The following is a 23,327-nucleotide window of genomic DNA, read 5'->3' as shown; positions in this document are numbered from 1 at the left end:
TCTTTCTACTTCGAGCTTGATGCACGTTACTACATTTTATATGTCGATTTTTGCAATCCTGAGCAGCGCGAAAATCCAGATGCCAGTCGTTATACGATCGTGATTGCCATCAACGACGGTGATGCCGAGTATCCGGAGATTTTCCCAGATGACATGGAACCTGATTTGTTCACCACTAACGATGCTGCCGCGTTGGTGCAGTATGTGACGTCGTTAGCGAAAGGAAGCGCCAATAAAGCGCATTGATGGGGGAAGTACTTCCCTGTGGTAATCACAGATAGTTTCACACTTATCCACTGAAACTGTAGTTAAGTCACCGGCAAGCCAAAAGCTCGTTACTACACTTATGCCATAAACGTAACTTACGTAATAAAAGTAAGTTACGTAAGTTAAATAAGCCTAAACCGATTGGCTTTCCACTCTTTGCCGTCAATCAAGCCGCTGTCATAAAGCCCGCCCCAGTCGTAGAAGAAAGGTGCAAAGCCATCGCCGCCGGTTAGGTGAGACAGGGCAATGCAGACCAGGACCACCGCGCCGGCAATCGCATATTCCACCGGATCGCCGGTGCGAAACCGCCCACCGAATAAATGAAAGCGCCGGTCACTATACGGCGAGAACGGTACGCCGGTGACGGTCATTGCATCAGTAAGAATATGGCTGACGCCGCCCCATGCAAACGCGGTGAGCAGCCCGTGCCAATCCCAAATAAAAGTGGCTGCGAGTGCGAAGATTAACCAGTGTGAAAATAAGTGAGTGTGGCCACGGTGTTTGACTCGTTTGCCGGTGAGTTTTATTAACCACTCGAGCCAATCCGGCGCGGTAGCTCCGGCGACAGCTGCAGCCACATGGGGTGGCGAAACCACCGCGCATGCGGCACCGGCGATAAGCGTGTGATTAAACCATCTCATTGTGGTTTCTCACTGGGTAACTTGGCCACTTTTTTTAAGTAGTCGTTCATCACTGCTTGCTGGGTGTCATCGCACATTGCAGCGAGCGCTAAGCGAAACTCGGTCACTTTGGCTTCAAATTGGAGAACATCGCGCTGGCTACCGGCCACCTTTTCTAAATAGCCAACCTGCTCATTCACGTTTGCGATCCCTTCTGTCACCCGCGCCTGGGCGCGCGCTTCAAGCGCCATGTATAGCCCCATCATTCGGTACGCGTGATTGCGGTTTGCTACTGCATTGGCAAAGCTTGCGACCGCGGTCGCTGTGTTGGTTCTTCGCTGATACTCCCAATTGCGTTCGCGAGATTGCTCGGTAGAGCTATATAGCGGCATCTTGCCGACGATACCCACGTAGTGCTCGCTAATTTCTGGCCAGTTGTCGGTGCTGTATTGATCCAAGCTGCTTTTCATGCCGGCAACGATATTGATATCGATGTTGAATTTGCTCTTTTCGGGGTAGCAGTGCGTGATCGCGCGATAAATCGCATCGGTGTCCGGGCGCGGTGCCGTTTTGAGCGCCGGTACGGCAGTATTAAAGTGGGGCGCTTCGCCGTTGAGTGTGGGCAGCTCAAACGGGTGTACTTCTGGCGGCGGTGGTGCGCTGTCTTGCCAGGAAAAATCGGCGCTTGGCCACTCAGCTGCATGCACAGAAACAGCAAAAAATGCACCGGCGACAGCGAGACGCGCCCTAATCAGCACGGCTCGATCTCCGGCCTGTTCCTAGCATTTGTAATCCGCCCAACACGGCGCCGGCTTCCCAAGCACCGGCCATCATGCATGTTGCAATAACAATCCAGATAAGCACCTTGGTGGTGTCGTAACTGACATCCGACTCGAGGTTGGTGCGCTGTGGCTCGCGGCGTTCAACCAGCGGCCGCACCGAAGGCGGCAAACGGCCTTCTTCGCTCGCGCTCACTAGCCAAAGCTTGCTGGCAAGCATGCACTGACGCGCAATTTGCGCTTTGCGTCCAGTGAGCTTATGCGCGTCATCGATAAACAGCATCGCGCCGGTTTCAGCAATGTACTCACTGAGTAACGCGGCTTTTTGCTGCAAGTTGAGTTTCGCCCAGGGCGGGGCGGGATTCTCGTCATCCTGTTTTTCAGCATGCCATTTATCAATCCCGGGCACTTCAATCCAGCTTGATAGCGGCATCAAGCCTTCTAGCCAAACCGGCTCGGATTGCGCGCCCCAAATTTCTACGCGTGAATCGTATAAGCGACATAGCCAGCGTGATTTACCGCTGTCGTGCGCACCAGTGATCAGCTGACATTGCTTGCGCTTTAACGCCCGCTCGCGCCGCGACTTAGAGGGGGCATAGCGACGCGGCGCATCGACAATCAGTGGCGTCACGTATTTGTGGCCACTTTTGCGCGTGCGTTTGCTGTCTGTGCGTAGCTTTAAAAAGCGCATGCTCCCTCCTTTGAATCCTCAATCCTAGTGACCCAACGCGCAGAGAAAACGCTTGTCACGTGAGCGTGCGATCCAGTGTTCATCACCGTGTAACGGGCGCAAAACATTGCGCGAATCGCCGCGCCGCAGGCAACAAAAATTGTTCGGATAACATGGGCTTTTCCCGTGCATGCAAAAAGAAAAAAAAGACAAAACTAAGGGGTAAACAAACCACAGCAACCAAAAACACATCCGCAGCACCCCACAGACACGAAAATTCCGACCCTTAAATCCGGACAAGACAATAGCAGGTCTTTGACGGGGGCTGGGTGATGCACCAAAGAGGCGTTAACATCAACCCAAATCCGTGCCCGTCTAGACAAGTTATGTTGGCTATTCAGTGCAGATGCTTTATCAGGTGCGATCATTTCGTAGCAGATTAGATAGGGCTGGGCCTAGCTACACAGGTCGCCACTCCTGTTGCAAAGTTGGGACGTCAATCCTTCTATTTCCAAGTCAGTTTGCTGCTCGAGTAAGTTAATAAAACTCATAAGTTAAGTAACTTACGTAATAAGCGAACCCTTATAACTTGGCGATCACCCGTAGCCAGAACCTGTTTATCGCATTGCTTTGGCCAAGCAATACGCGTTCCCGTCAAAACGGCATCTGTCTGTCACTGCATGCTTGCTTTTGTTCATAACAAACAGCCGCCCACTTGTTTTGTGTCGCTGGCGTTGGTTTACCCGCAACGACTAAGTGCATGCAGAAACTTATAAAAATGCGAGAGGTATCTCGAGGACGAATTGAAGTGACCTCAGTCAAGAGGCATACTGAAAAGCGATGTGTATTCTCCGTTGTGAGCGCAACGGCCAATTCGACCTAAGTAATTACATTGATTCTCCTTCCAGTTGATCCTTGCGATCCACCATACTGAGCTATGTTTCACTGTCATAAGCGACAAAGGTGTGTGCGACGAACAAGGATCATTTTTTTTTGCAAGATTATTTAGTTGCAGTAATACCTTGAATTGATTCCAACTCTCTAACGCACTATAACTTTAAATGTGTACTAATAAAGAAAACCAACCAAAGTACTTGCGGTAATATCTCTACCCATTAGCAACCGATGGCAAATCAAACGATAGACTGGGTTCTCTTATCGATTTATACCTCATGAGGCCTCTCGTTTTTGTTGTTCATTCCCACTAATCACAACAAACCTTCTTGTTTTAACGCGATTTTTTTATTTACTTAACTTACGGAAATTACTACACTTACGTAAGTTTCATAACTTACGAGGGGGCGAACGATGGGTAAGATATTTCTACTCGGCAGCCAGAAAGGCGGCTGCGGTAAATCCACGCTGGCCATCAATGTCGCTGGCTGGCTGCTCAATAAAGAAGCGGATGTGATTTTAGTGGATGCTGATCCCCAGGGCAGTGCGGCGCGCTGGGCGCAAGACCGGCAAGAAAATGAAAGCATCGGCAACATCCCGCACGTACAAGCATCCGGCAACATCAACCAGACGCTGAAAGATTTGGCATCCAAATACGAATACGTTGTGGTTGATACCGCGGGTCGCGACAGCCGCGAACTGCGCACCGGCATGGTTGTCGCTGATATCGTCATTTCGCCATCGCGTCCCTCGCAATACGATCTGGATACGCTTCCACACCTCACGGAGGTGTACCTACAAGCCCAGGATTTGAATCCTAACTTGCGCGGTTACCTGGTGCTCAACATGAGCCCAACCAACCCTGTTATCAAAGAAGCGGATGACGCACGTGAATACCTGAGTGATTTTCCCGAGTTCCAGCTGGCTGAGACACTGATCCACGATCGTAAAGCGTTCCGCGATTGCATTGCGGAGGGTAAGACAGTGTTTGAATGGCGCGATGCAAAAGCCCGCGATGAGATGGATAGGTTGATGGAGGAAATTACCCATGGTTAAACGTCGCGAACGCACACCAAACACACAAGACATCGAAAAATTTGCCAGTGCGGCAGAGCCACTCGTTGAAACGCAAAAAACGTCGAAGCAAAAATATAAGCGTTTGACGTTCTCGCTCACAGAGCGTGAAGACTCGCTGATAGAAGAATTGTCGTTAAAGCCACGTACATTCCGGTGTAGTCGTTCAAAGGTCGTCACAGCCGCTGTGGCTCATTTAGCGACGTTATCTGACGATGAGATCGTTTCACTTCTTGAAAAAACACAAAAAGATTGATGATGGGAACTGTGGATTTGTGTGGTAACTCAGCGAGTTATCCACAATCCACAGTCTCTATAATAATCTATATAGATCTATAAGATCTCTATAAGAGATCTATAAAGATCTATAACGTCCGAAAAACCATTTAAAATCATCACTTTATAACGCTAATGGTCACAGATTTTTAGTGTTATGGTCACATTTTTTTAGTGTTTTCACCCTTTAAGGTCACACTTTTTTATTCTATGGTCACATATTTTTAGTGTTTCAGATCTTTTTTTTAGTGTTGTGGTCACATTTTTTTAGTCTCATGCGATTATTTATCTAATGGTCACAGATTTTTAGTGTCTGTAACTAATCAAAACAGCGTGTTGGGTAAAAAGTAAACAGTGCAACTAATTAGATCGTTATGGTCACAGATTTTTAGTGTTTTGTGGGATATCGGGTTTAATGGTCACAGATTTTTAGTATGCTAAGCGCTCACACTAAAAAAATGTGACCTTTGGCACGGAACCTTCTAATGACAGACGATGATGATCGCCGCTTTCAAGTCTCGACGGAGACAGCAAGCGACCTACCCAAGCAATTTTTTAAGAAAAGTCATGAGCTTGTTTTCAGCCAGCTTGGCTTAACCGCGCGTGAGCACGACATGATGGCGCTGTTCTTGGCCAAACTGCATCGCGATCACTGGAACGATTATCGCGAGCGGCGAGACATTCATGCCCCGCGCTATGTCTTCTCATCTGATGTACTTAAAGACTGGTTTGGACTAGAGACTAAACAGCTCTACCCGACCTTACGCCCTGTTGCTGAGCGTTTATCGAGCCGCAAAGTCGGCATTGAGAACGATAGCGAACAAGAGTTTGATTTTATCCCGCTGTTCGCGCGTGTGCGCTATCAGAAGGGGCAACTGACTATCGTGCCCAACTCCGAGCTGTTGCACGCGTATGTTGACTATTCAGCTGGCCACGCGCAGATCAATCACCACGCATTCAGAAAGCTCAAATCTGAGCACTCAAAACGCCTCTTCACGCTACTTTCGCGTTTTCGTGAGACTGGCGTGTTGCATCCACAGTCTATCGATGCGCTACACGGCTTGTTTGGGCTTTTGGATGAAAAGGGCAATCTGATCAAGCCCAGTTATCGTAGCAACAAAGTGTTTATCGACCGCTGTATCCGCAAACCGATTAAAGAAATGATGCAGTGCCCGGAAGTGATCAAAGAGCTCGAGTTTCACACTGACAGCAAAACTGGCAATGTGGGCTTCGCGCCAATCATGCAGGGACGAAAAATGGTAGCCGTACAGTTCTTGTATCGTTGGAAAACCCACGATCAAGCTGCAGAAAAACAAGCACGGGAAAAACTCGCCGCTGAGCCGGCACCGGATGACCCTATGCTTACGCTCGCGCGGGAAGCCTGGCAGATTGTGATGAGCTGGCCATACGGCGGAGAGCTCACAGAAAAGCACGATTTTGCGCTGCGCTCGGTTGAGCTTGGGATCACCAATATGCCAGAAAACACACCGATTGATGCCAATTTCCTTTCACGACTGAACAGTATTCGTAGCGAGCTATCAGGCACATTAAACAGCAAAGAATAAGTTATTTAAATTACGTAAGTTATTTCAGTTGTGTAAGTTACATCACTGATGCAAGTCGTGAATCTCATCGCATTATCAATCGCTTAAATAGCCATCTCCTGGCGCACTTCGCACTATAACGTGAGGAGGTGCGCCCATGCCCAATTACGCTTATCTTCGCGTCTCGAGCGACAGCCAAGACACAGCTAACCAAAAACACGGTATTTTGGATTACGCCAACCGAGCCGGATTGGCCAACTTACAGTTTGTGGAAGACACCGCGTCGGGCGCGAAAAAATGGCACCAACGGCGACTTGGCCAACTGCTTAGTGGTATGGAAGCAGGAGACACCATTGTGTTTGCAGAGATCTCGCGAATGGCACGCTCCACGCTGCAAGTGCTCGAGATTTTAGAACACTGCATGGCGCATCAGTTAAACGTGCATATCGCTAAACAAAACATGCAGCTCGACGGCTCGATGCAAGCGCGTATCGTCGCGACTGTGTTGGGGCTAGCCGGTGAGATTGAGCGCGAATTTATCCGCATGCGTACCCGCGAAGCACTGGCGGCACGCAAAGAAAAAGGCATTCGTTTAGGGCGACCGAAAGGACCCGCTGCAAAGTTAAAACTCGATGCCAAACGGGATCAAATCGAGAAATATCGCACAATGGGGCTTAGCTTGCGCGAAACGGCACGGCTGATTGATACGCCCCCGAGTACGCTGGCCGACTATGTGAAAAGACGGGGGATTTAGAGACTGCGAGCCCCATCGCAACCAGAACTCTATAAGATGATAACCTTAGCCACACTCATGGTCCTTGTCATGATGTCGAGATGGCTACGCGAGAAGTAGCCAAACGCGCCTAGCTGATTTCCTCTGCATGTTTGCTAGGCGCGTTTTCTTTACCTGTTGCTAGCGGCTTCCATCTCTCAGTTGATATGGTGTTTACCAATCGACAGCCTCAGAGTGTTCAAAACCATGACTCCTAGATCTTTATCCGCATTGCTACTTTCTGCTTTCTTTGTAACCGGTAGCGTTGGTGCTGAAATAGTGAAGAAAAGCCAATCAGGCATTTGCCATGACAGCTATAGCTCGTACTACAATCGCACCAAGAATTTCTCTTCGTTTGATACTTTGCATGCTTGCTTAAACAGCGGTGGTGAGTTACCAAAAAACTATTCGGGACCTGGTGTAAAAGCTACTGTTAGTGACGCAACCGCAGAAGCTCGGCGAGAAAAACGAGCATTCAGTACATTGTATGATCGTGATGCTTGGCCCCACTGGTCTGATCATGACGGAGATTGTCAAAACACGCGTGCTGAGATTTTAATTACTCGTTCAGCAGTACCAGTGACGTTTACGAATAAGAGAAATTGCACGGTAAAGACAGGCCGCTGGATTGGTGGGTTCACTGGTGACACTTTTACCACTGCGAGTGATGTTGATATTGATCACGTGGTGCCGTTGAAGTGGGCTCATGGTCATGGTGGCCAAGCTTGGTCTCGCAGTAAAAAAGAGCGGTTTGCTAACGACCCAGCGAATTTAATCATTGCTGATGATGGTTTGAACTCACAAAAAGGCGCAAAAGGGCCTGATGAGTGGTTACCATTAGCGCAACCGTATCGGTGTGTTTATTTGCAAAAGTTTGTGACGATCGTGGACAAGTATGGCCTTGAGTTTGTTAACGTTGAAAAGGCGAAAGTTAAAGAGTTGCAGTTAGCCTGCTCACAGGTAGTTGATATGTGAGCGGCTGTACATTGCCCAGTGAGTAAGTAGGCTGAATGACACAGTAGCTGTATAGCCTAATCGGTATGATCGCCATGATTTGTTGCCAGCCAAGCCAATGACCCTACGACTTCTGGGTTGTGACTCATTGGGTTTCTAGGGTCGGTAAGATCGCCAGTATTGAAATCACCTAATGGATTTGAAAATGAGTTATGTGGATAGTGACCACTTTTGGGTTGCTCACTAGCGACTGGGAACACACTCCGAGGATCTACGTTAGAAAATGCAAATTTAAGTAGACGTGCGGTAATAGCGAATGCGCCTAGCGCGATAAACCCACCATATTTTACGGTATCAGCCAGCCATCCATAGCTGGCAACGACGCCAACGAAGCAAACAATGAATGCCATTATTAACCAAAAATTCCTGTACTCCATAAAACTCTCCCTTGCTGTATGAGGTCGGTCGTCTTTTCCCTAGGACGGCTATAGGCTGCTATTCGCACGTTTCTTCAAGTTGCCGCTCGCTCCTAACGCTATCATCGGATACTCCGATACCAAACGCGAGCCAGTGCTTATCAATGTCTAAGCTGTGACTGATTTTGACCACGGTCTCGAGGGTTGGGGAGCGCTTTCCTTTTTCCCAATCACTATAGGTCATCCGCGCGACGCGAAGCGATTTCGCTGCAGCAACTTGCGAGAGTGATTGACGCTTTCGAGCATACTCCAGTCTTTTCTCGAAGGTATCTAAATCGCTTGTAGCATCTGCCATATCACGCTTACTTCCCACTTCAACCGGCTTCCTGCCAGCACTGCAATTGTGATGCTTATTATCTGATTTAATTGCGCTACTTGAAAGAGAGAGCCAGAGCGGAAGTAACTTTGTTTGGTGTATCTCACACCACAGGCTGACGCCCTGCTCCGCAAGGCTATGGACGTCGCACCGCAACTGAACAGCGTTGCCGTGCGGTATGCATTGTGCCTTTTGTCGTGGTATATCGCTCGCGGACGGTTAAAGACCAAGGCCGCGCCCGCGCTTTACGGCAAGTTGGCCATCACGCACAGCGCCCAGCTAACAACGGTCCGCAAGCGCACCACGCTGGGCAGCGTCATGGCCACCGCCGCGCATCGCGGGCACACTTTCTTTGCTCAACCCCTGCCCCAATCTAGGGGCGCCCTGCTTCGCAAGGCTATGAACGTCGCACCGCAACTGAACAGCGTTGCCGTGCGGTGACGTATTATAACCGCCTTTAGTTATGCGTTCTTAAAGGTAGACATGCTCTCGAAGAAGTCAGCGATGCTATCAATAACAACCCTTAAACGAGCGGTATGTTTGAAGTCTTGATGAGTCACTAGCCAAATGTCATAAGAATCAGACGCTGTCCAGTCAGGCCACACCCTTTCTAACTTTGATTTCTCGGCAAGAGGTATCGCGACCTCACCTATTCCCATGCCTTGAACAAGCGCTTGTCGCATCATAAAACTTGTGTTCACGCCCAGCTGAATAATCGATTTTTCACATATTATGCCACCAACATGAATGGTCTCTCCTCTCTGATAATGTGGTGAGTAAACAACCAGTGAATGATCGTGAAAACTTTCGTCTTTTTTGGGAACGCCATGCTGGGAGATATACGTTTTCGATGCAAACAGACCTATTGGCCAACTGGCTAATTTTCTGACAATCAAATCTGGGTTGCTGGGTTTTACCGTTCTAATGGCAATATCTGCTTCGCGACGAGATAGATTCACAATGTCTGTTGATGTATCTAGTGTGGTTTTTATACTGGGATAGCGGTCTTTTATCGTGCGCAGCGCAGGAAGAATGAAGTCTACACCCAATGAATCAGTGGTTGATATTCTTACCTCGCCTGCATATTGTTCATCGATACTTTCAACCGAGCGGACTAGGTCGGATGCTATATGTTCCATCTTGACTGCGTTTTTTAAAAAAACGTCGCCGGCTTGAGTAAGGACATACCCTTTTGATGTTCTTAGAAATAGCTTCGCCCCGAGTGACTCTTCAACGGCACTAATGCGTCGACCAACGGTTGCTTGATCAACGTCCAAAGCTTTTCCTGCACTTCGTAAGCTGCCTTTGCGATATAAAGCAAGAAACACTTTTGTGTCATCCCAATTCATTATCATTCTCTCACGGTAAAGATGCCTGAATCCTAGCATTTCCCATACTTACATTCGTCAATATATGATGAATTTTTGCATTTCTATCATGAGAAATCGCCGCATTTTCTCTTCATATTTTTGTTTACAATCCTACCTTCACTGTAAGTTAGGAAGGTTAGATATGATCCAGTCAGACAAAACACACAATGCAATGAAGGCCGTAGAGATAACCAAACCGGGAGGACCAGAGGTTTTATCCGTGACTCACCGACCGATACCTGATGTCGGTGATGACGAGGTACTTATCCAAAACTATGCCGCAGGTGTGAATGGCCCAGATGTCATGCAAAGAAAGGGGCTATATGATCCGCCGAAAGGCGCGTCAGACATTCCAGGCCTAGAAGTATCAGGTACGGTCGTTGCGGTAGGGAAAAACGTGCATCAATTCAAAGCCGGTGATCGCGTCGCCGCACTGCTTACAGGCGGTGGATACGCAGAATATAGTGTTGCCAAAGAAGATAATGTACTCACAGTACCTGATGGCTTAAATCTTGTAGAGGCAGCCGCACTCCCTGAGACGTTTATGACCGTATGGCTGAATATGTTTGAAAGGGGACAGTTTAAAGCGAACGACATTATCCTCATTCATGGTGGGGCGTCAGGGATAGGCACAACAGCAACAATGTTGGCAAAGGCCTTTGGTGCAAAGAAGATAATAACTACTGTCGGCTCTCGAGAGCACCAAGAAGCCAGCTTAGCACTGGGAGCGGATGTGGCCATACTTTATAAAGAAGAGGACTTTGTTGATATTGTTCATCAAGAAACAGAGGGTTACGGTGCTGATATTATTTTAGATATTATCGGTGGAGATTATGTTGAGAGAAATTACCATGCAGCCGCGACCAATGGCCGGATCGTCCAAATAGGCATTATTGGTGGTAAAGCAAAAAATCTTGACCTATTCCCGATGCTATCCAAAAGGCTTACTCACATAGGCTCTACATTGCGCTCTCGGACTGCTGCGGAGAAGAAAGAAATCATCACACAGTTAAAGGAAAATGTATGGGGACTTATTCGATCAGGAGAGATCAAGCCTCAGATTTATAAAATGTTTTCTCTTGACGAGGTACAGAGTGCCCATCGATTAATTGACTCAGGTCTTCACGTGGGAAAAATTGTGCTGACAAATAAATAAACAGATAGGACGTTGTCACTGTAAAGCCGCGCCCGCGCTTTACGGCAAGTTGGCCATCACGCAAAACGCCCAGCGAACAACGGTCCGCAAGCGCACCACGCTGGGCTGCGTCATGGCCACCGCCTAGCATCGCGGGCACACTTTCTCTTCTCAACCCCTGCCCCAATCTTGGGGCGCCCTGCTTCGCAAGGCTATGAACGTCGCACCGCAACTGAACAGCGTTGCCGTGCGGCGACCATCGAGTGACGGTGTCACATTATCACGCGCGGAAAGTTCAGCTCGCATTGCCCACCTTTGTGGACGCTCCAAATTACGGCAGGGTTTTCGGCCAGCTAAACGACAGCTGGCACGATCCCCCTGCCTTAACATAACACTGCAATAATGCGTAATTGCTACGCGCCTATCGCCAGCAAGCTGTCGGGCGCTGGGCAACTCCGCATTATAAGGTGTTATATTAAATTTTCCGCGTACCCACCATCGCAGTTTTATGCGGCTGCCGGGATTGACCCGGGTAGCCGCATAATCGTTCCGTCTCGCAAGCGGCCTCCACGAAACCCACCACATCCCCCGCCCGCCCAGGCTGCGCCCCGCTTCTTTTATAGTGGGCTTAGGGGCATACATCGGCTTTGTGCCTTAACCTACCAACGATGGTACTTTAGCCATTTACGGCGGGGCGCGGCGGGCTGGTCGTGGTGGGGTTAGGCTGGTATCTGTTGACAATATCCCACCTCGCCCACATAATAAATTCATCAATGGCTTCCTCCAGGTGCGCACGCCGCCCGTAAGAGTGGAAGCTTTTTTTTTGCCTCAAGGATGTCCGTTTTGTCTGCGCGCGTGCCTTATAACAAGCCTTATATGAGTGCCGCTGAGCTGTGTGATAAGCTGGTTGGCCAAGGGATCACCATCGCTGATCGTGATTTCGCCGCTCGAGTACTCAAACGGTGCAGTTACTACCGATTTAAAGCGTACTTGCTGCCGTTCTCTGAGTCGTCCTCTCACCCTCGTCGCTATCAAGCTGGTACCACGTTCGAGCAATGCTATGCCCTTTATCAGTTTGATGAAGCGCTACGTAATTTGGTGTTCGATGTGGTGGGTAAAGTAGAAGTAGGGATCCGCTCTGGCTTTGAGGAGTGGATGACCAAGCAAACCGATAATCGCTTCTGGTATCTTGATTCGGCTTTATTTAAGGAAAACGGCGAGCAGGTCAAAACTGTCAGTCGTGTGCGGGACATGTTCAAAGACTCCAAAGAGCAGTTCGCTGAGCATTACCGCAGCAAGTATTACAACGACTACTGCCCGTTCTTTCGCGATCTGCCGCCGGGCTGGGTCGCCATTGAGCTGATGACATTCGGTAATGTCTCTAAGCTGATGCGCAGTTTGCAAAGCGATCAGGTGAATGCACTGAAAATGAACCGCTTTGCGAAAACCTTGAACGTCGAAAAGTACCAAACCTTGTGCGCTTGGGTAGATGCCATTCACCAGGTACGTAACCACTGCGCGCATCACTCGCGCCTGTTTAACCGCAACTTGCCGGCACCCACAGCGATTAAGCGTATTTTGTCTCCCGATGTGGCGTTAGTGCGTACACGGCCTGATCCAACCAAGCGCGAAGAAGACCAACTGAACCGCCTTTATACTGTGTTAGCTGCCGTCCAACAGCTTTATAACGGCTTGGGCTATGACGCGCTATTGGGCCCCGCATTGGTTGATCTATTTGAGCGTTATCCAGTGGCTAAGCGCTTTATGCCGTCGATGGGCTTCCCTGCCGACTGGGAAAATGAACCATTGTTTTTCAGGTAATCGTCGAGTCCTTCGCCAAAATCCGACACACTTGCGATCGGCTGTAGCCGGTCGCGTCGGCCAGTTAGTTTTGGTTATCTGTTGCCATCAATCCCGCAGCGGTTCCGTTAGTTTTAACTAGTCCTGTGAGCGAGACTCTAAGTCTTTAATGACGACATCAACCATGTCTTGGTTGGTGAGTTTAAACTGATATTGCAACGGATCGCACTGAGGCCTTTCATCGATTTCGTCCTCTGTTCGAGCATCAATTTGCCAAAGTTTCGTCATTACATAGACCAGCGCTGCTCGTTCATACACGATCAGTTTCGTGTCGTGCATAAAGCCAAAATCCATCTTAATGATGTTTTGTTGATCTTCTGGCAGGTTCGGATGTGGAATGAGTAGTAGCGGAACTTGAGTGCTCCACATCTTATCGTTACTCAAGCTTTCTTCATTCGATATCCTGTTGTCTTCATTAGCTTTTACTTCTTTAACCCTCGCAAAGTCGAAGTTTTTAAACACGCCTTCAGGGCTGTCTTTTTTACAACACCCTCGAAAGCTCCATGTTTTACCGTTAAAGAAAATGGCTAATGGGAAGATTTCACGCCAAGATTCGCCTTTGCTGTTTGCGGAGAAGTAGTTTGCTGTAACCGAGTAGCCACCGGCGATAGCTCGAGTAATGCAAGCGACGTTGTTTACATCAAGGTGGCTGTTGGGGATACCTATTCGTGCGTAGGGAAGCATAGGCTCAGTGAGTATTTTGTTTTTATTGAACCCATTGGCGAGCATGCCTAATGCGGTATCAGCAGACAGATCTAGCAAAGGTTTAAAGGTGTCTACCAGTATGGCGTTGGCTCGCTTCTTCCGGACGTAATCCATATTTCCAGGACAAATGCTGGCATACGTTTTCATCATTTTGGATGATGCCGCTTCTGCTAAGCCAAACATATTTTTTAAGTCAGAGCGGTTAATCGTCCCCGTGAACTGCAGCTTAAAATCGATATAAGCCATGCGCTCAGCCAGGGAGACGTCCTCTGCTTTTAAGTCTCGATATGTGGTCATGATATAGCCCTCTTTCTTTCCTCCATTGTAACAGAAAACCCAAAGCACGTATTTAAAGTATAGGTGGCAAGATCATTTTTAATTAAAAATTAGATCTATGCCTTGAATCTCAAAAGAGATTTGGTTAAGATTTAATCTGTCCATGCTGAAGATGAAATAGGAGGAAGAGTATGGCTACAAATGGTGTTTCTGGTGACAACCGCCGACACGGTGCAGTACGAGAGCGTTCTCAAACTCAAACGGCTTCAGGGCATTGGGTGAAGCGAGATGCGAACACTGGCCGCTTTATGAACGTGAAGCAGGATGGGAATCCGTTCAAGGGGGTAAGAAAAGAAAAATAAAAAGGCATATCTACGCCAATAGATATGCCTATTTACCGTTGAGATGGGGTTTTGCTTGCGCCAACAAGCAAAATAGCTCTACTACTGAGAGGTCCCACGCTCTGAGGTGTGTACTATTTCAATACGACTCAATAATACGCACAAACTCGGCCTATCTCAACTCATGGGGATCCCTCTCTCATTAAAATGAGGAGTATCTCATGAAAAACCGCGTTCGCTTTCCGAAAGCAAGAAAGCAAAAAGTGGTGCCTGTAGTGGCTTATCCACGCTTTCGTTTCGGTCGCTGGGAGCACGTAGTTTCCCATTACCGTTCCCTACCAAACTGATAAACACTAAGGGCGCTCAGGCGCCCTATTTTTTCGCCAAAATTCGACACACTTGCGATCGGCTGTAGCCGGTCGCGCCGGCCTGTTAGTTTTGGTATCGCTCCGCTGAGACTAGCTATTTCGGGCGGAGCGAGATACTCAGTCGCTTTCTTTGCTTAGGATTTCGGTGCGGAGTGTCTGCAGTTTTCTCCCTTGGACGTATGCTTTGATGAGATCCGACGATGGGCAGTAATGGCAGTGAATGGCTGGGTACTCTGGTAATGCTACCAATTGCGTCTGCTTGTTTTGTCCGCGGTTTCCAACGTGTGTGGAGACGAGTCTTTGTGCTGTTCCTGGAAAAACAAAGTGAGTTGTCACCTGTTTGTCTTCTCCTACAACGGAAGAAACGGCTTTTTGATAGTAAAGCTGTTTGACAATATCGGGCCAGCCAGGCGCACTTTGTGGTGTTTGCGCCGCGTAATATTTGGCATCGACAACTGCATAATGTGATTTATCCGCTGTTCGTATCACTGTATCGGTTCTTTGCCCCTTTTCCGCGGCTTCAATGAAGTGGCCGTTTTGGTAGTAATAAGGGACAGGAAGTCGCTGGTTAAATTGTTTGATGCCATCAAGCGTGGTATCAAGCATCGCTTCCCAGACGTTGTGAAAGTGGCGTGTCCCGATCACTAGGGCACCTTGTTCCTTGCCCCATGTTTTTTCTAAGTATCGGTGTAGCCATTTAAGCAATGTAATATCGCGTTCGGAGTAGGTTTTGGAGAGCTCTAGCGTTAGCAAGGCCAGCTGAGTTTGCTGATCTGTTGTTGGTTGCGGAAACGTGGTTAAGTGAGTGTCATCTTCGCTTTGTTCCCCTGCGATGAGTACGCCAAATTTTTTATAAATATCTCTGATTACGGCCGCGTGAATTTTTGCAATTTCACAATCCGAGGCGTATGTGCTTCTAGATGATTCAAGCTCTAGATAAACCGGTGTTGCATGATGATCACTCACAGGGAACGGTGTTTGTCTTGCGACGGTCCGCGCCCAATTGACTTTGCCAGTGTTCACGCTCTTTTTACGGTAGCGCTGAACGTAAAGCCCGTGAGTGATGTAATCTTCGAATAAGTGAATGGCCAATGAAAGCAAATCTGCATTGATCAGATCATCACCATCGTCGTTATAAATAGCCGTTGGATTTTCAAGATAATAGCGATCCAGTGCTTTTAGCAGATAGTGTGCTGCCAGTGACTGGTTTTCCTTCTCGTCGCTGTTCATGGGCAGAAAAAGCGCCGAGCCTTTGGGCCAGGAAAATAGCCCACAGAACCTTATTCTTTGATGATCAGGGGCTATCAGCCCCTGATGTGTCATCGCACTGATCAGCTCTGCCGGTAGGGTTTGGACCAATGAACGATCAGTAAAAAACTGCAAATCACTCATTGTTGTCACTGTCTTCCTCGTCGACATCTATAACCGCGGGGGCCGCTTCACTATGTTCGATAATGAGCTGATCAACTGTTTCATTAAAGACTGGGCTGTCACCTTGGTTGAAACGGGCTTGTAAATCACCAAAGGTCGTAATCCCTTCTCTGAAAACATTAGTTCTGCCTTTGTGGCGTAACACGTCGTCCCAGAGGTAGACAAAGAGCTTTCCGCACAGTGATTGTTGCGCGCTCTCATCACTGTCCAACTCTTCTTTGTTGAGGAAGAATGGTCCAAGCAATCTATCTTCAGGAACGCCTATCTCTTGCAGCTTTCTGTTGACAACACGGTTGGCGAAGTTTTTCCATGTGATTGTTTTTTCGCCGTCACTGGTGCTCAGTTTGAAGGTTTGCTGACTGACATCTGGGTTGGAAAAATCGATTTTGACATACTCAAAGGACCAGCGGCGTTTGAAGGCAGTATCGAGTGGCATCACGGCTTGGTCGCTGCTGTTCATGGTAGCTAACAATGACAGATTATTGGGTAGTGCCAGTTTTGTAATCGGCGCGATACCTTTATCCGCTAGCTTCTGGTTGATGTAGCTCAGCATGTCTGGGTCAGTGGCATCAATGTCATACTTACTGGCGCCATTTTCTCGGTCGAGTAACTGAAATAACTCTCCAAATACGGCCGCCGCCGGCGCGCGGTTTATTTCCTCGATAATGAGGTAAACATGCTCGTCGGCGTTTGTTAGGGCTTCGATTAGCGCTGTGGTAAACGGGCCTGGACGAAATTGATAGGTGACCGCTCCGCCTGACATGGTTGGTTTAAGTGCACCCACAAAGTCAGAGTGCTGTGTGTCTGGGTGGAAAACGGTGACGACTTTCTTTTGGCCATCGGTTTTTTCGGCAATTTTGTGGCTTTTTCCTGTTCCTGGCGCACCATAGATAATTTCGTTTTTTGCGGCTATGGCGAGATGAGGAGTGGCTTTTGCCGTCGGTAAACTGGATTGATCTTGATAGTGGATCGGCTCTTTACTCAGCTGCTCAAAATACTCTCTAATTGTTTGTGATTGCGTAAACGTGCGCACGACGGACTGTAATTTTGAGGCGTTATTGACTATCAACCTTGCTGCGAGCGTCAATGCTGATTGGAAAACGTCCGATCTTTCTAGCGTTTTTCCCGTTGTCTGTTCACTTTTCTTATGAGGTTGTATCCACCATGATCTATCTGTGAGCAGGTTATGGAAATTATTAGCATCGCTTGGATTCATGGCGTCTATAAACGCTTTGATTTCTTTACCAATTGATGAGCTGTAATCAAGATCTTGCGAAGGTAACGCTTTTAAAAATGCCTTCACCTCAGCATAGGAAAAACCTTTACCAACCAAGTGTTTTCTCAAGCTGTCACGTTTTTGTTGATAAGCGACCAGAGCTTCATCTAATGGCCAAAACACATGGGCGTACCAAAGCAGTGAAGAGGGTAAGTCGGCTCTTAACCCATCCTCACTAATCAATGAAATAGAAAAAGGAAAAATATGACACTTTGATTTCTCGATAGCTTCAAATTCTTGCTTGAGCAATGTTGCCAAGTGCGCATCTATATGGATATCGCCAGTATGCTCGAGGCTATCAAAGTGATCTCGGCAGTCTTTAATTAATTGGTTTAAATCTTTAAGCACAACTCACCTTGCCTGTGTACATATACAGTGCTACGATTGCCGGGACTAAAACCGGATAAGAGCCCAGCATGAAAACGACAAATCTAGACAAAGCTCAATATATCAAAACATTGCGCGAAAGGCTTGGGTTTGGCCCGACAGAAATGGCTAATTTATTAGGGCTAAATACGACAGGCGAACGCACTGTCCGCGGATGGGAGAACGGTGAACATGTCCCCACCCCCGCCAAATGGAAAAGCATTTTATCACTGGAAAGTCAGATGCAAGCACACTATCAAAATGCGCCCTTTCGGCAAGGCAAACAAGAAGACGCAGCGTTTACTTTCATTGACCTTTTCGCTGGGATTGGTGGTATCCGATTGCCGTTTCAGAATCAAAACGGTCACTGCGTGTTCACCTCAGAGTGGGACAAGTTTGCGCAAAAAACCTATCTAGCAAATTATGGTGAAATGCCTAATGGTGATATCACACAAATCCCCGCGCGCACTATCCCTGATCATGATGTTTTGCTTGGAGGATTCCCTTGCCAAGCATTCTCTCAAGCCGGCTTAAAACAAGGGTTTAGTGATACACGAGGCACCATGTTCTTCGAAATTCAGCGTATTTTGGCGGAGAAAAAGCCTAAAGCCTTTTTGTTGGAGAATGTTAAGCAGTTACAAGGGCATGATAAAGGCCGGACGTTGAAGACCATCGTCGATATTTTGCAGGGTAAGTACGATCAAGAGATCCCTGATGATGTACCGATGAGTGATGAGTCTCGTCGTGCGCTTTCTCAACCACTTAACTACTGGGTGGATGTTCGAGTCTTGCGGGCCGCGGATTTTGGCGCTCCTCAAAACAGAGAGCGGATATTTATTGTCGGTTTTGATCGTGACTATTTTACAGATGTAGATTTTAGTCAGCTTTTCCAGTGGCCGGTACCGACGAAGACACCAACACGTGTTGGTGACATTCTTCAGCCTCAACATGAATTAGATGAAGAAATTCAACGTGTAGGCAAAGATAAGTACACGATTTCTGATCGGTTGTGGGATGGTCACCGCAAGCGCAAAGAAGAGCACAAAACTAAAGGAAATGGGTTTGGTTACTCTCTGTTCGATGCGAACAGCCCTTACACCAATACCATTAGCGCCCGTTACTATAAAGACGGCTCTGAAATCTTGATTGATCAGTGTCACTTAGGGAAAAACCCAAGAAAATTGACGCCTAGAGAGTGCGCAAATTTGCAGGGCTTCCCACCTAACTTTATCGTTGATGCTGTGTCACAGGGCCAGATTTACAAACAGTTCGGTAATTCTGTGTGCATGAAGGTCATTGATGCATTGGCCGAGTCATTGGTTTCAACATTACATTGTGCTGAGCAAGCGAAGCTGAATCGCAACGTGGCCTAGTTGTTAGGCCTGTATCTCTTTCGCCAAAATCCGACACACTTGCGATCGGCTGTAGCCGGTCGCGTCGGCCACTTCAGTTAAGCTCATCCCCATTTCTCGGTAGCGGTGCACTTTTTGGTGGCGTTCGCTGTCGGGTTGGCGCCCTTTGTATTTTCCGGCTTGTTTGGCGGCGGCAATGCCTTGTTGCTGTCTGGCGCGGCGAGTTTCGTAATCCTTTCTGGCCATGGCGGCCATCAAGTCAATCAGCATGTTATTTATCGCATCGAGCACCGCACTCATGATCGGGTCGTGTTGCGCGGTTTGGGTTTGCAGCGCTTGCCAGGAGGTCGGCACATCAAGGCTGACAATGCGCAGGCCGGTGTCTTCAATATGGCGTTTGAGGCTTTTCCAGTCTTGATCGTTTAAGCGTGTCAGGCGGTCGATTTGTTCAACCAACAAAATGTCGTTGGGTTGGGTGTCTGCCAATAGGCGGTTGAGCTCGGGACGTTCCAGCTGGGTACCGCTGATATTCTCGGTATAAAAGGCGGCGATGCGTTGGCCATGGTCGTTGGCAAACTGGGTCAGGCTGTCTTTGGCGCGCGCGGCGTTTTGCTCGTCGGTGGAGGCGCGTAGGTAAGCTCGGATAAACATGAAGGGCCCTTGTGCGTGAAACGTCTCATTTAGATGGTCGCACAAAGGAGTGTCGCATTTAAGTGGTCACATAGCAAGAATGGGCGACTCCCGAGGGAGTCGCGTTTGGGTATACTCTAATGAAAGTGTAAGTAAATTGATCAGTCCTAACTCACGCACTGCCTATTTAATTTGTTACTTGGTTAACACTATTCTAGACAGTTGTTATACGTTAGGGACTGCTCCGTTTATAAAGGGACAGCGCTAATGGAGGATTATCAATGAGTAACAATGATACTGTATCGCCGGATCAACCGACTAAGTTGGCCTGGAACTATAGAAGGAATAAAGCGAAAGCTATTCTGACCTTACAAGGGATTCTTGATGGTGTTCAGGCGGATAAACATCTTAATGATGTGGAAACTGTTTTTCTTCGTGCATGGCAAGATAATGACATTTTCAGCTTAAATGATGGCGATTTCGTCGACATCCGTGAGCAAATTGACGATATCCTTGAGGATGGTGTCATTACTCATGATGAACTTGATGATATACAAAGTATGCTATCGACGATTTTGGAGTATAACGACCTCGAAGATGGTGGCTATGAATCAACCGTAAACCATTTACTCGGTTTTTTAAGTGGGATAAGTGTTGATGAAGAGCTAAATGACTTTGAAATACGGAAATTATCCACGTTATTAAACGGCGATCCTGAGCTTGCAAGCAAATGGCCAGCGAATGCAATCAAAAATCGTGTAGATGAAATTCTCGAGGATGATGTGATTGAAGATCGAGAGAGAGACGATTTATTGAACCTAATCAAAGCGGTATCAGGTCAGTCTTTAATGGACTCGGGATTAGCCTACGGGATGTCTGCTGACTTTTCCACGAAAGACAATGCAGATATCTGCTTATCAGGTAAGTCAGTTTGCTTCACTGGTAAATTTTTAAGCGGCTCTAGAAGTACACAGCAACAGCGAGCAGAGGCTCTTGGTGCCTCTGTAAAAAAGAATGTGACAAAGACCTTAGATATCTTAGTGCTTGGTGCTGTCGCGAGCCGGGATTGGCGCTATTCAAGTTATGGACGCAAAATTGAAGGTGCGCTAGAACATCGTATGAACGGCGGCGATATTGAGATCATCAATGAAGAAATATGGAATGAACTTATCAAAGCATAACTGATGTAACTTATATAAGTTACGTAACCGCCCTATCCTGCTCTATTTCACACGGCTTGCCGGCGGTCGTTCCTCCCTTGTCGCGCCGGTTCAACCGAGCCTAACTGCGCTTCGCAACGTCTCGGCCCTTCGGGTCACGATCAGGGCGAAAGAGCTTTTCACCCCAGCGGCCAAGTGGCGCTAAGCGGCTGGCCGGTTCGTTGTCAGTGCCCTCCTGTGTTTCTTTCATCCCGTTGACGCTGCTTTCTTATCCTCGGCGCGCAAGAACCTAACACACAAGCGTAAAGTGCACGCTGCGCGCGCTTGTGTCTTAGAACCTTTTGCGCAGTCGGGAAAGCAGGCGAAAACGGCGATGAGAAACACACAACAGGAGGAAATCACCATGCCTAACTCACCTTTATTACCCGCAAGCGCCACTAAGCCCGCTGGGGCGAGCAACGTATCGTCGTTGCATCACTCAGGCTCTACAGCAATGAGTGGGCTGCGCCCGTTCCGGGCGGAGCTGATGGATGCGCGTTTGTATCAGCTCTATCAAAATTTAGCGGATATCAACCCACCGGTTGGCCAAGTGATCGCGGCGCTTAATACTTGCTTGCGCCCGCACGGCTGGGTGATCGCTACCATTGAGGATTTTGAAGCGTTTTTAATGGCCGCGGAAGCGTGGGAGGATGCACATGAATAAGCAAGATTATGCCAAGCAAACCGCGCGTGTGATTATGGGGCAGTTTGGTGGCCAGCGTTTTATTGCAATGACCGGCGCGCGTCAGTTCGTCGCCCTGCCCGCCCCTGGTGTGCAATTTGATTTGCCCGCGCGCTTTGCGCGCGGTGGCATCAACCGCGTTCAGGTGGTGCTTGACCCGTGCGATACCTACACGGTGACCTACATGCGCATCAATCGGCGCACCTTTGCGGTAGAAACGGTACATCAAGAAACCGGTATTTACTGCGATATGCTCGAGGAGCGTTTTGAGGCGGTGACTGGCTTGGCCACGCAGCTATGATGCTTTTGCGTGAAAGAGGCTTAAAAAGCTGTTGTGTAGTTGCTCATTTTTGAATCACTGCCAACTAAGATACTATGTATATGGAGCTAGGAGGGATTAGATTGTGCTTATAAGGTTTCATCATCCAACAGGTCTTTCTACTATTTGCATTAGTGAAACGGAAAACAAGATTTGGACGTCAATTTGTGAGGAAGAGGGAGAGTCTTTGAGTCAAACTCTCTCTTGGTTATGGAAGCAAACCACTGCCGAAGAACGCCAATCAGATAATTTCACGCAGTTTGTGCGTGATAATTTTCTTATTCGGATCCACACGGAAACGTGGTTTGGTTAAAAAATGGTATTGGTTGGTCATATGGAGCTATACAGTTACCGGTTTGGCTACGCAGTTATGATTGTTACGTAAACAACACAACCTGCATAACTTACGTAAGTTATGCAGGTTGTTGAATAAAGATCTCAATGCTCTGCATGTGGTAATCATGTTGGAATAATTTTTTTGAACACTTTCGAGTTACTATTCATAGAGCACTCGGTACTTTCGGATTGCTGAATAGTCACTGAGTCAGTAAATACTAGTTGATTCAATATAGAATAATATTTTTTATATAGCGTTGTGGAAATAAAGTTAATAAATAAGTATGGAGGGATAAGTAAAATGTTTGAAGATTTTATTGGAGAGAAAATCAAGTATGTACAAATTGATGAAGATGGAGGTGAGGTTACTACTATGGGTTCAACCCTTATTAATAGTGAAGGTTATTTAATTAAGTTAAAAGCTCCACGCGGTGATATTACCATTATTAATACTACAGCGAGTAACTTTGTGAGTTTAGAATTAATGGATTAAGTTTACGTCAAATCATTAAGCGTAAATATACACCCGCAAGCTATAACCTTAACTATCGTAAACGGTTAATTAACCGTTTACTCTCTAACTCGATTTGAGGCACGAGTATTTTACCTGCCCTAACTCAAGTCATCCTCAAACCACGCGGAACTTACAGCAACCAGCCACAGCACTACACAATAAGCCAAACCGACACACTCAGTAGCAAGCCGAGGATAACGGCCTCTAGCGCGTATTTTTTGATGATTTTCGTCATTTTCGCGCGTATACCTAACCGTTAAAAGTGGTTATAAAAATATGCATGATGCCATGCTATGTAGTCAATAGACAGGCTCTTTGTATGGCTAAAAGTGATAAATTTATCACGATTAACTTACATAACTAGCATAACTTACGTAAGTTATGCTATAATTAAAGTATTGAATTAAAAGGGGTGTGGCAATGAGTTATCAAGCATGTTTTGGCGCGGACTTTGATTTAGGCTTTTCCATGGCGAGCCTGCCGATTACCTTGGTCGACAGAAGCTATCACAATGATGTGTGCCCA

The 23,327-nt window shown here is 47.6% G+C and carries 28 protein-coding genes; 17 read left to right on the top strand and 11 right to left on the bottom strand.

The window, feature by feature from the left end; all coding sequences use genetic code 11:
• Window positions 1-246, top strand: a 246-nt coding sequence (locus tag BUQ98_RS17080) for a hypothetical protein (protein ID WP_074214912.1), incomplete at its 5' end; no start/stop codon positions are given.
• 143 nt (window positions 247-389) lie between these two features.
• Here BUQ98_RS17080 and BUQ98_RS16730 read toward each other — a convergent pair.
• The 3 genes from BUQ98_RS16730 to BUQ98_RS16720 are packed head-to-tail and all read right to left on the bottom strand — an operon-like array spanning window position 390 to window position 2,357.
• On the bottom strand, window positions 390-908 hold the full coding sequence (locus BUQ98_RS16730) for a metal-dependent hydrolase (RefSeq protein ID WP_074214911.1): 519 nt from the start codon (window positions 906-908) through the stop codon (window positions 390-392).
• Complete coding sequence (locus BUQ98_RS16725; RefSeq protein ID WP_371515131.1) at window positions 905-1,642, bottom strand: hypothetical protein; 738 nt, start codon at window positions 1,640-1,642, stop codon at window positions 905-907. The genes BUQ98_RS16730 and BUQ98_RS16725 overlap by 4 nt, the downstream gene beginning before the upstream one ends.
• Window positions 1,635-2,357 carry a hypothetical protein gene (locus BUQ98_RS16720; protein ID WP_074214909.1) on the bottom strand — a complete coding sequence of 241 codons (723 nt, stop codon included), beginning with the start codon at window positions 2,355-2,357 and terminating at the stop codon, window positions 1,635-1,637. The genes BUQ98_RS16725 and BUQ98_RS16720 overlap by 8 nt, the downstream gene beginning before the upstream one ends.
• A 1,287-nt stretch (window positions 2,358-3,644) precedes the next feature.
• Between BUQ98_RS16720 and BUQ98_RS16715 the strand changes: the two genes are divergently transcribed.
• The 5 genes from BUQ98_RS16715 (at window position 3,645) to BUQ98_RS16695 (ending at window position 7,871) form a co-directional block, all read left to right on the top strand.
• Window positions 3,645-4,286 carry an AAA family ATPase gene (locus BUQ98_RS16715; RefSeq protein WP_074214908.1) on the top strand — a complete coding sequence of 214 codons (642 nt, stop codon included), beginning with the start codon at window positions 3,645-3,647 and terminating at the stop codon, window positions 4,284-4,286.
• A complete protein-coding gene (locus BUQ98_RS16710) occupies window positions 4,279-4,560 on the top strand; it encodes a hypothetical protein (protein ID WP_074214907.1) in 282 nt (93 codons plus the stop codon). The genes BUQ98_RS16715 and BUQ98_RS16710 overlap by 8 nt, the downstream gene beginning before the upstream one ends.
• A 505-nt stretch (window positions 4,561-5,065) precedes the next feature.
• Window positions 5,066-6,145, top strand: a complete 1,080-nt coding sequence (locus tag BUQ98_RS16705) for a replication initiation protein (RefSeq protein ID WP_074214906.1) — start codon at window positions 5,066-5,068, stop codon at window positions 6,143-6,145.
• Between the two features lie 136 nt (window positions 6,146-6,281).
• Window positions 6,282-6,878, top strand: coding sequence for a recombinase family protein (locus BUQ98_RS16700; RefSeq protein WP_074214905.1), 597 nt, complete (start codon window positions 6,282-6,284; stop codon window positions 6,876-6,878).
• Window positions 6,879-7,091: 213 nt separating this feature from the next.
• The gene (locus BUQ98_RS16695) at window positions 7,092-7,871 is read left to right on the top strand and encodes an HNH endonuclease family protein (protein ID WP_217693657.1); all 780 of its coding nucleotides are present in this window, start codon (window positions 7,092-7,094) and stop codon (window positions 7,869-7,871) included.
• Window positions 7,872-7,927: 56 nt separating this feature from the next.
• Here BUQ98_RS16695 and BUQ98_RS16690 read toward each other — a convergent pair whose 3' ends face one another.
• Window positions 7,928-8,287, bottom strand: a complete 360-nt coding sequence (locus BUQ98_RS16690) for a hypothetical protein (RefSeq protein ID WP_139294808.1) — start codon at window positions 8,285-8,287, stop codon at window positions 7,928-7,930.
• Between the two features lie 58 nt (window positions 8,288-8,345).
• On the bottom strand, window positions 8,346-8,621 hold the full coding sequence (locus tag BUQ98_RS16685) for a helix-turn-helix transcriptional regulator (RefSeq protein ID WP_074214914.1): 276 nt from the start codon (window positions 8,619-8,621) through the stop codon (window positions 8,346-8,348).
• A gap of 114 nt (window positions 8,622-8,735) precedes the next feature.
• On the opposite strand from BUQ98_RS16685, the gene BUQ98_RS16680 reads away from it, so the two are divergent.
• Window positions 8,736-9,083, top strand: coding sequence for a hypothetical protein (locus tag BUQ98_RS16680; protein WP_175566344.1), 348 nt, complete (start codon window positions 8,736-8,738; stop codon window positions 9,081-9,083).
• A gap of 20 nt (window positions 9,084-9,103) precedes the next feature.
• Here BUQ98_RS16680 and BUQ98_RS16675 read toward each other — a convergent pair whose 3' ends face one another.
• Window positions 9,104-9,991 carry a LysR family transcriptional regulator gene (locus tag BUQ98_RS16675; protein WP_074214901.1) on the bottom strand — a complete coding sequence of 296 codons (888 nt, stop codon included), beginning with the start codon at window positions 9,989-9,991 and terminating at the stop codon, window positions 9,104-9,106.
• A 163-nt stretch (window positions 9,992-10,154) separates the two neighbouring features.
• On the opposite strand from BUQ98_RS16675, the gene BUQ98_RS16670 reads away from it, so the two are divergent.
• Window positions 10,155-11,168 (top strand): NAD(P)H-quinone oxidoreductase, encoded by a 1,014-nt coding sequence (locus BUQ98_RS16670; RefSeq protein WP_074214900.1) that lies wholly within the window; start codon window positions 10,155-10,157, stop codon window positions 11,166-11,168.
• Window positions 11,169-11,990: 822 nt separating this feature from the next.
• The gene (locus BUQ98_RS16665; protein WP_074214899.1) at window positions 11,991-12,968 is read left to right on the top strand and encodes an Abi family protein; all 978 of its coding nucleotides are present in this window, start codon (window positions 11,991-11,993) and stop codon (window positions 12,966-12,968) included.
• Window positions 12,969-13,085: 117 nt separating this feature from the next.
• Here BUQ98_RS16665 and BUQ98_RS16660 read toward each other — a convergent pair whose 3' ends face one another.
• Entirely contained in the window at window positions 13,086-14,009 is a 924-nt protein-coding gene (locus BUQ98_RS16660; protein ID WP_074214898.1) for a WYL domain-containing protein, read from the bottom strand.
• Between the two features lie 170 nt (window positions 14,010-14,179).
• Between BUQ98_RS16660 and BUQ98_RS17075 the strand changes: the two genes are divergently transcribed.
• A complete protein-coding gene (locus tag BUQ98_RS17075) occupies window positions 14,180-14,350 on the top strand; it encodes a hypothetical protein (RefSeq protein WP_175566343.1) in 171 nt (56 codons plus the stop codon).
• Window positions 14,351-14,550: 200 nt separating this feature from the next.
• A complete protein-coding gene (locus tag BUQ98_RS17230) occupies window positions 14,551-14,676 on the top strand; it encodes a hypothetical protein (RefSeq protein WP_256359502.1) in 126 nt (41 codons plus the stop codon).
• A gap of 138 nt (window positions 14,677-14,814) precedes the next feature.
• On the opposite strand, the gene BUQ98_RS16655 is transcribed toward BUQ98_RS17230, so the two are convergent.
• Both BUQ98_RS16655 and BUQ98_RS16650 read right to left on the bottom strand, forming a co-directional pair.
• Complete coding sequence (locus tag BUQ98_RS16655; protein ID WP_074214897.1) at window positions 14,815-16,089, bottom strand: LlaJI family restriction endonuclease; 1,275 nt, start codon at window positions 16,087-16,089, stop codon at window positions 14,815-14,817.
• On the bottom strand, window positions 16,082-17,752 hold the full coding sequence (locus BUQ98_RS16650; RefSeq protein WP_074214896.1) for an McrB family protein: 1,671 nt from the start codon (window positions 17,750-17,752) through the stop codon (window positions 16,082-16,084). The genes BUQ98_RS16655 and BUQ98_RS16650 overlap by 8 nt, the downstream gene beginning before the upstream one ends.
• 68 nt (window positions 17,753-17,820) lie before the next feature.
• On the opposite strand from BUQ98_RS16650, the gene dcm reads away from it, so the two are divergent.
• Complete coding sequence (gene dcm, locus BUQ98_RS16645) at window positions 17,821-19,143, top strand: DNA (cytosine-5-)-methyltransferase (protein ID WP_074214895.1); 1,323 nt, start codon at window positions 17,821-17,823, stop codon at window positions 19,141-19,143.
• A gap of 3 nt (window positions 19,144-19,146) precedes the next feature.
• Here the strand turns inward: dcm and BUQ98_RS16640 are convergent, their stop codons facing one another.
• Window positions 19,147-19,773: a recombinase family protein gene (locus BUQ98_RS16640; protein ID WP_074214894.1), complete on the bottom strand. Its 627-nt coding sequence runs from the start codon at window positions 19,771-19,773 to the stop codon at window positions 19,147-19,149.
• Window positions 19,774-20,033: 260 nt separating this feature from the next.
• Here BUQ98_RS16640 and BUQ98_RS16635 point away from each other — a divergent pair, with 260 nt between their 5' ends.
• The gene (locus BUQ98_RS16635) at window positions 20,034-20,933 is read left to right on the top strand and encodes a BRCT domain-containing protein (RefSeq protein WP_074214893.1); all 900 of its coding nucleotides are present in this window, start codon (window positions 20,034-20,036) and stop codon (window positions 20,931-20,933) included.
• 100 nt (window positions 20,934-21,033) lie between these two features.
• On the opposite strand, the gene BUQ98_RS17225 is transcribed toward BUQ98_RS16635, so the two are convergent.
• Window positions 21,034-21,162 (bottom strand): hypothetical protein, encoded by a 129-nt coding sequence (locus tag BUQ98_RS17225; RefSeq protein WP_256359501.1) that lies wholly within the window; start codon window positions 21,160-21,162, stop codon window positions 21,034-21,036.
• A gap of 153 nt (window positions 21,163-21,315) precedes the next feature.
• On the opposite strand from BUQ98_RS17225, the gene BUQ98_RS16630 reads away from it, so the two are divergent.
• The 4 genes from BUQ98_RS16630 (at window position 21,316) to BUQ98_RS16620 (ending at window position 22,781) form a co-directional block, all read left to right on the top strand.
• Entirely contained in the window at window positions 21,316-21,615 is a 300-nt protein-coding gene (locus BUQ98_RS16630; RefSeq protein WP_139294804.1) for a hypothetical protein, read from the top strand.
• Complete coding sequence (locus BUQ98_RS16625) at window positions 21,608-21,934, top strand: hypothetical protein (RefSeq protein WP_074214892.1); 327 nt, start codon at window positions 21,608-21,610, stop codon at window positions 21,932-21,934. Before BUQ98_RS16630 ends, BUQ98_RS16625 begins: the two co-directional genes overlap by 8 nt.
• A gap of 205 nt (window positions 21,935-22,139) precedes the next feature.
• The gene (locus tag BUQ98_RS17220) at window positions 22,140-22,265 is read left to right on the top strand and encodes a hypothetical protein (protein WP_256359500.1); all 126 of its coding nucleotides are present in this window, start codon (window positions 22,140-22,142) and stop codon (window positions 22,263-22,265) included.
• A 324-nt stretch (window positions 22,266-22,589) separates the two neighbouring features.
• Entirely contained in the window at window positions 22,590-22,781 is a 192-nt protein-coding gene (locus BUQ98_RS16620) for a hypothetical protein (RefSeq protein ID WP_074214891.1), read from the top strand.
• The last annotated feature ends 546 nt before the right edge of the window (window positions 22,782-23,327 follow it).

Source organism: Salinivibrio sp. ES.052 (assembly GCF_900141775.1).
Classification (GTDB): Bacteria; Pseudomonadota; Gammaproteobacteria; order Enterobacterales; family Vibrionaceae; genus Salinivibrio.
Note: the sequence above shows the minus strand (reverse complement) of the source record. Positions and strands in the feature narration are given on the sequence as shown.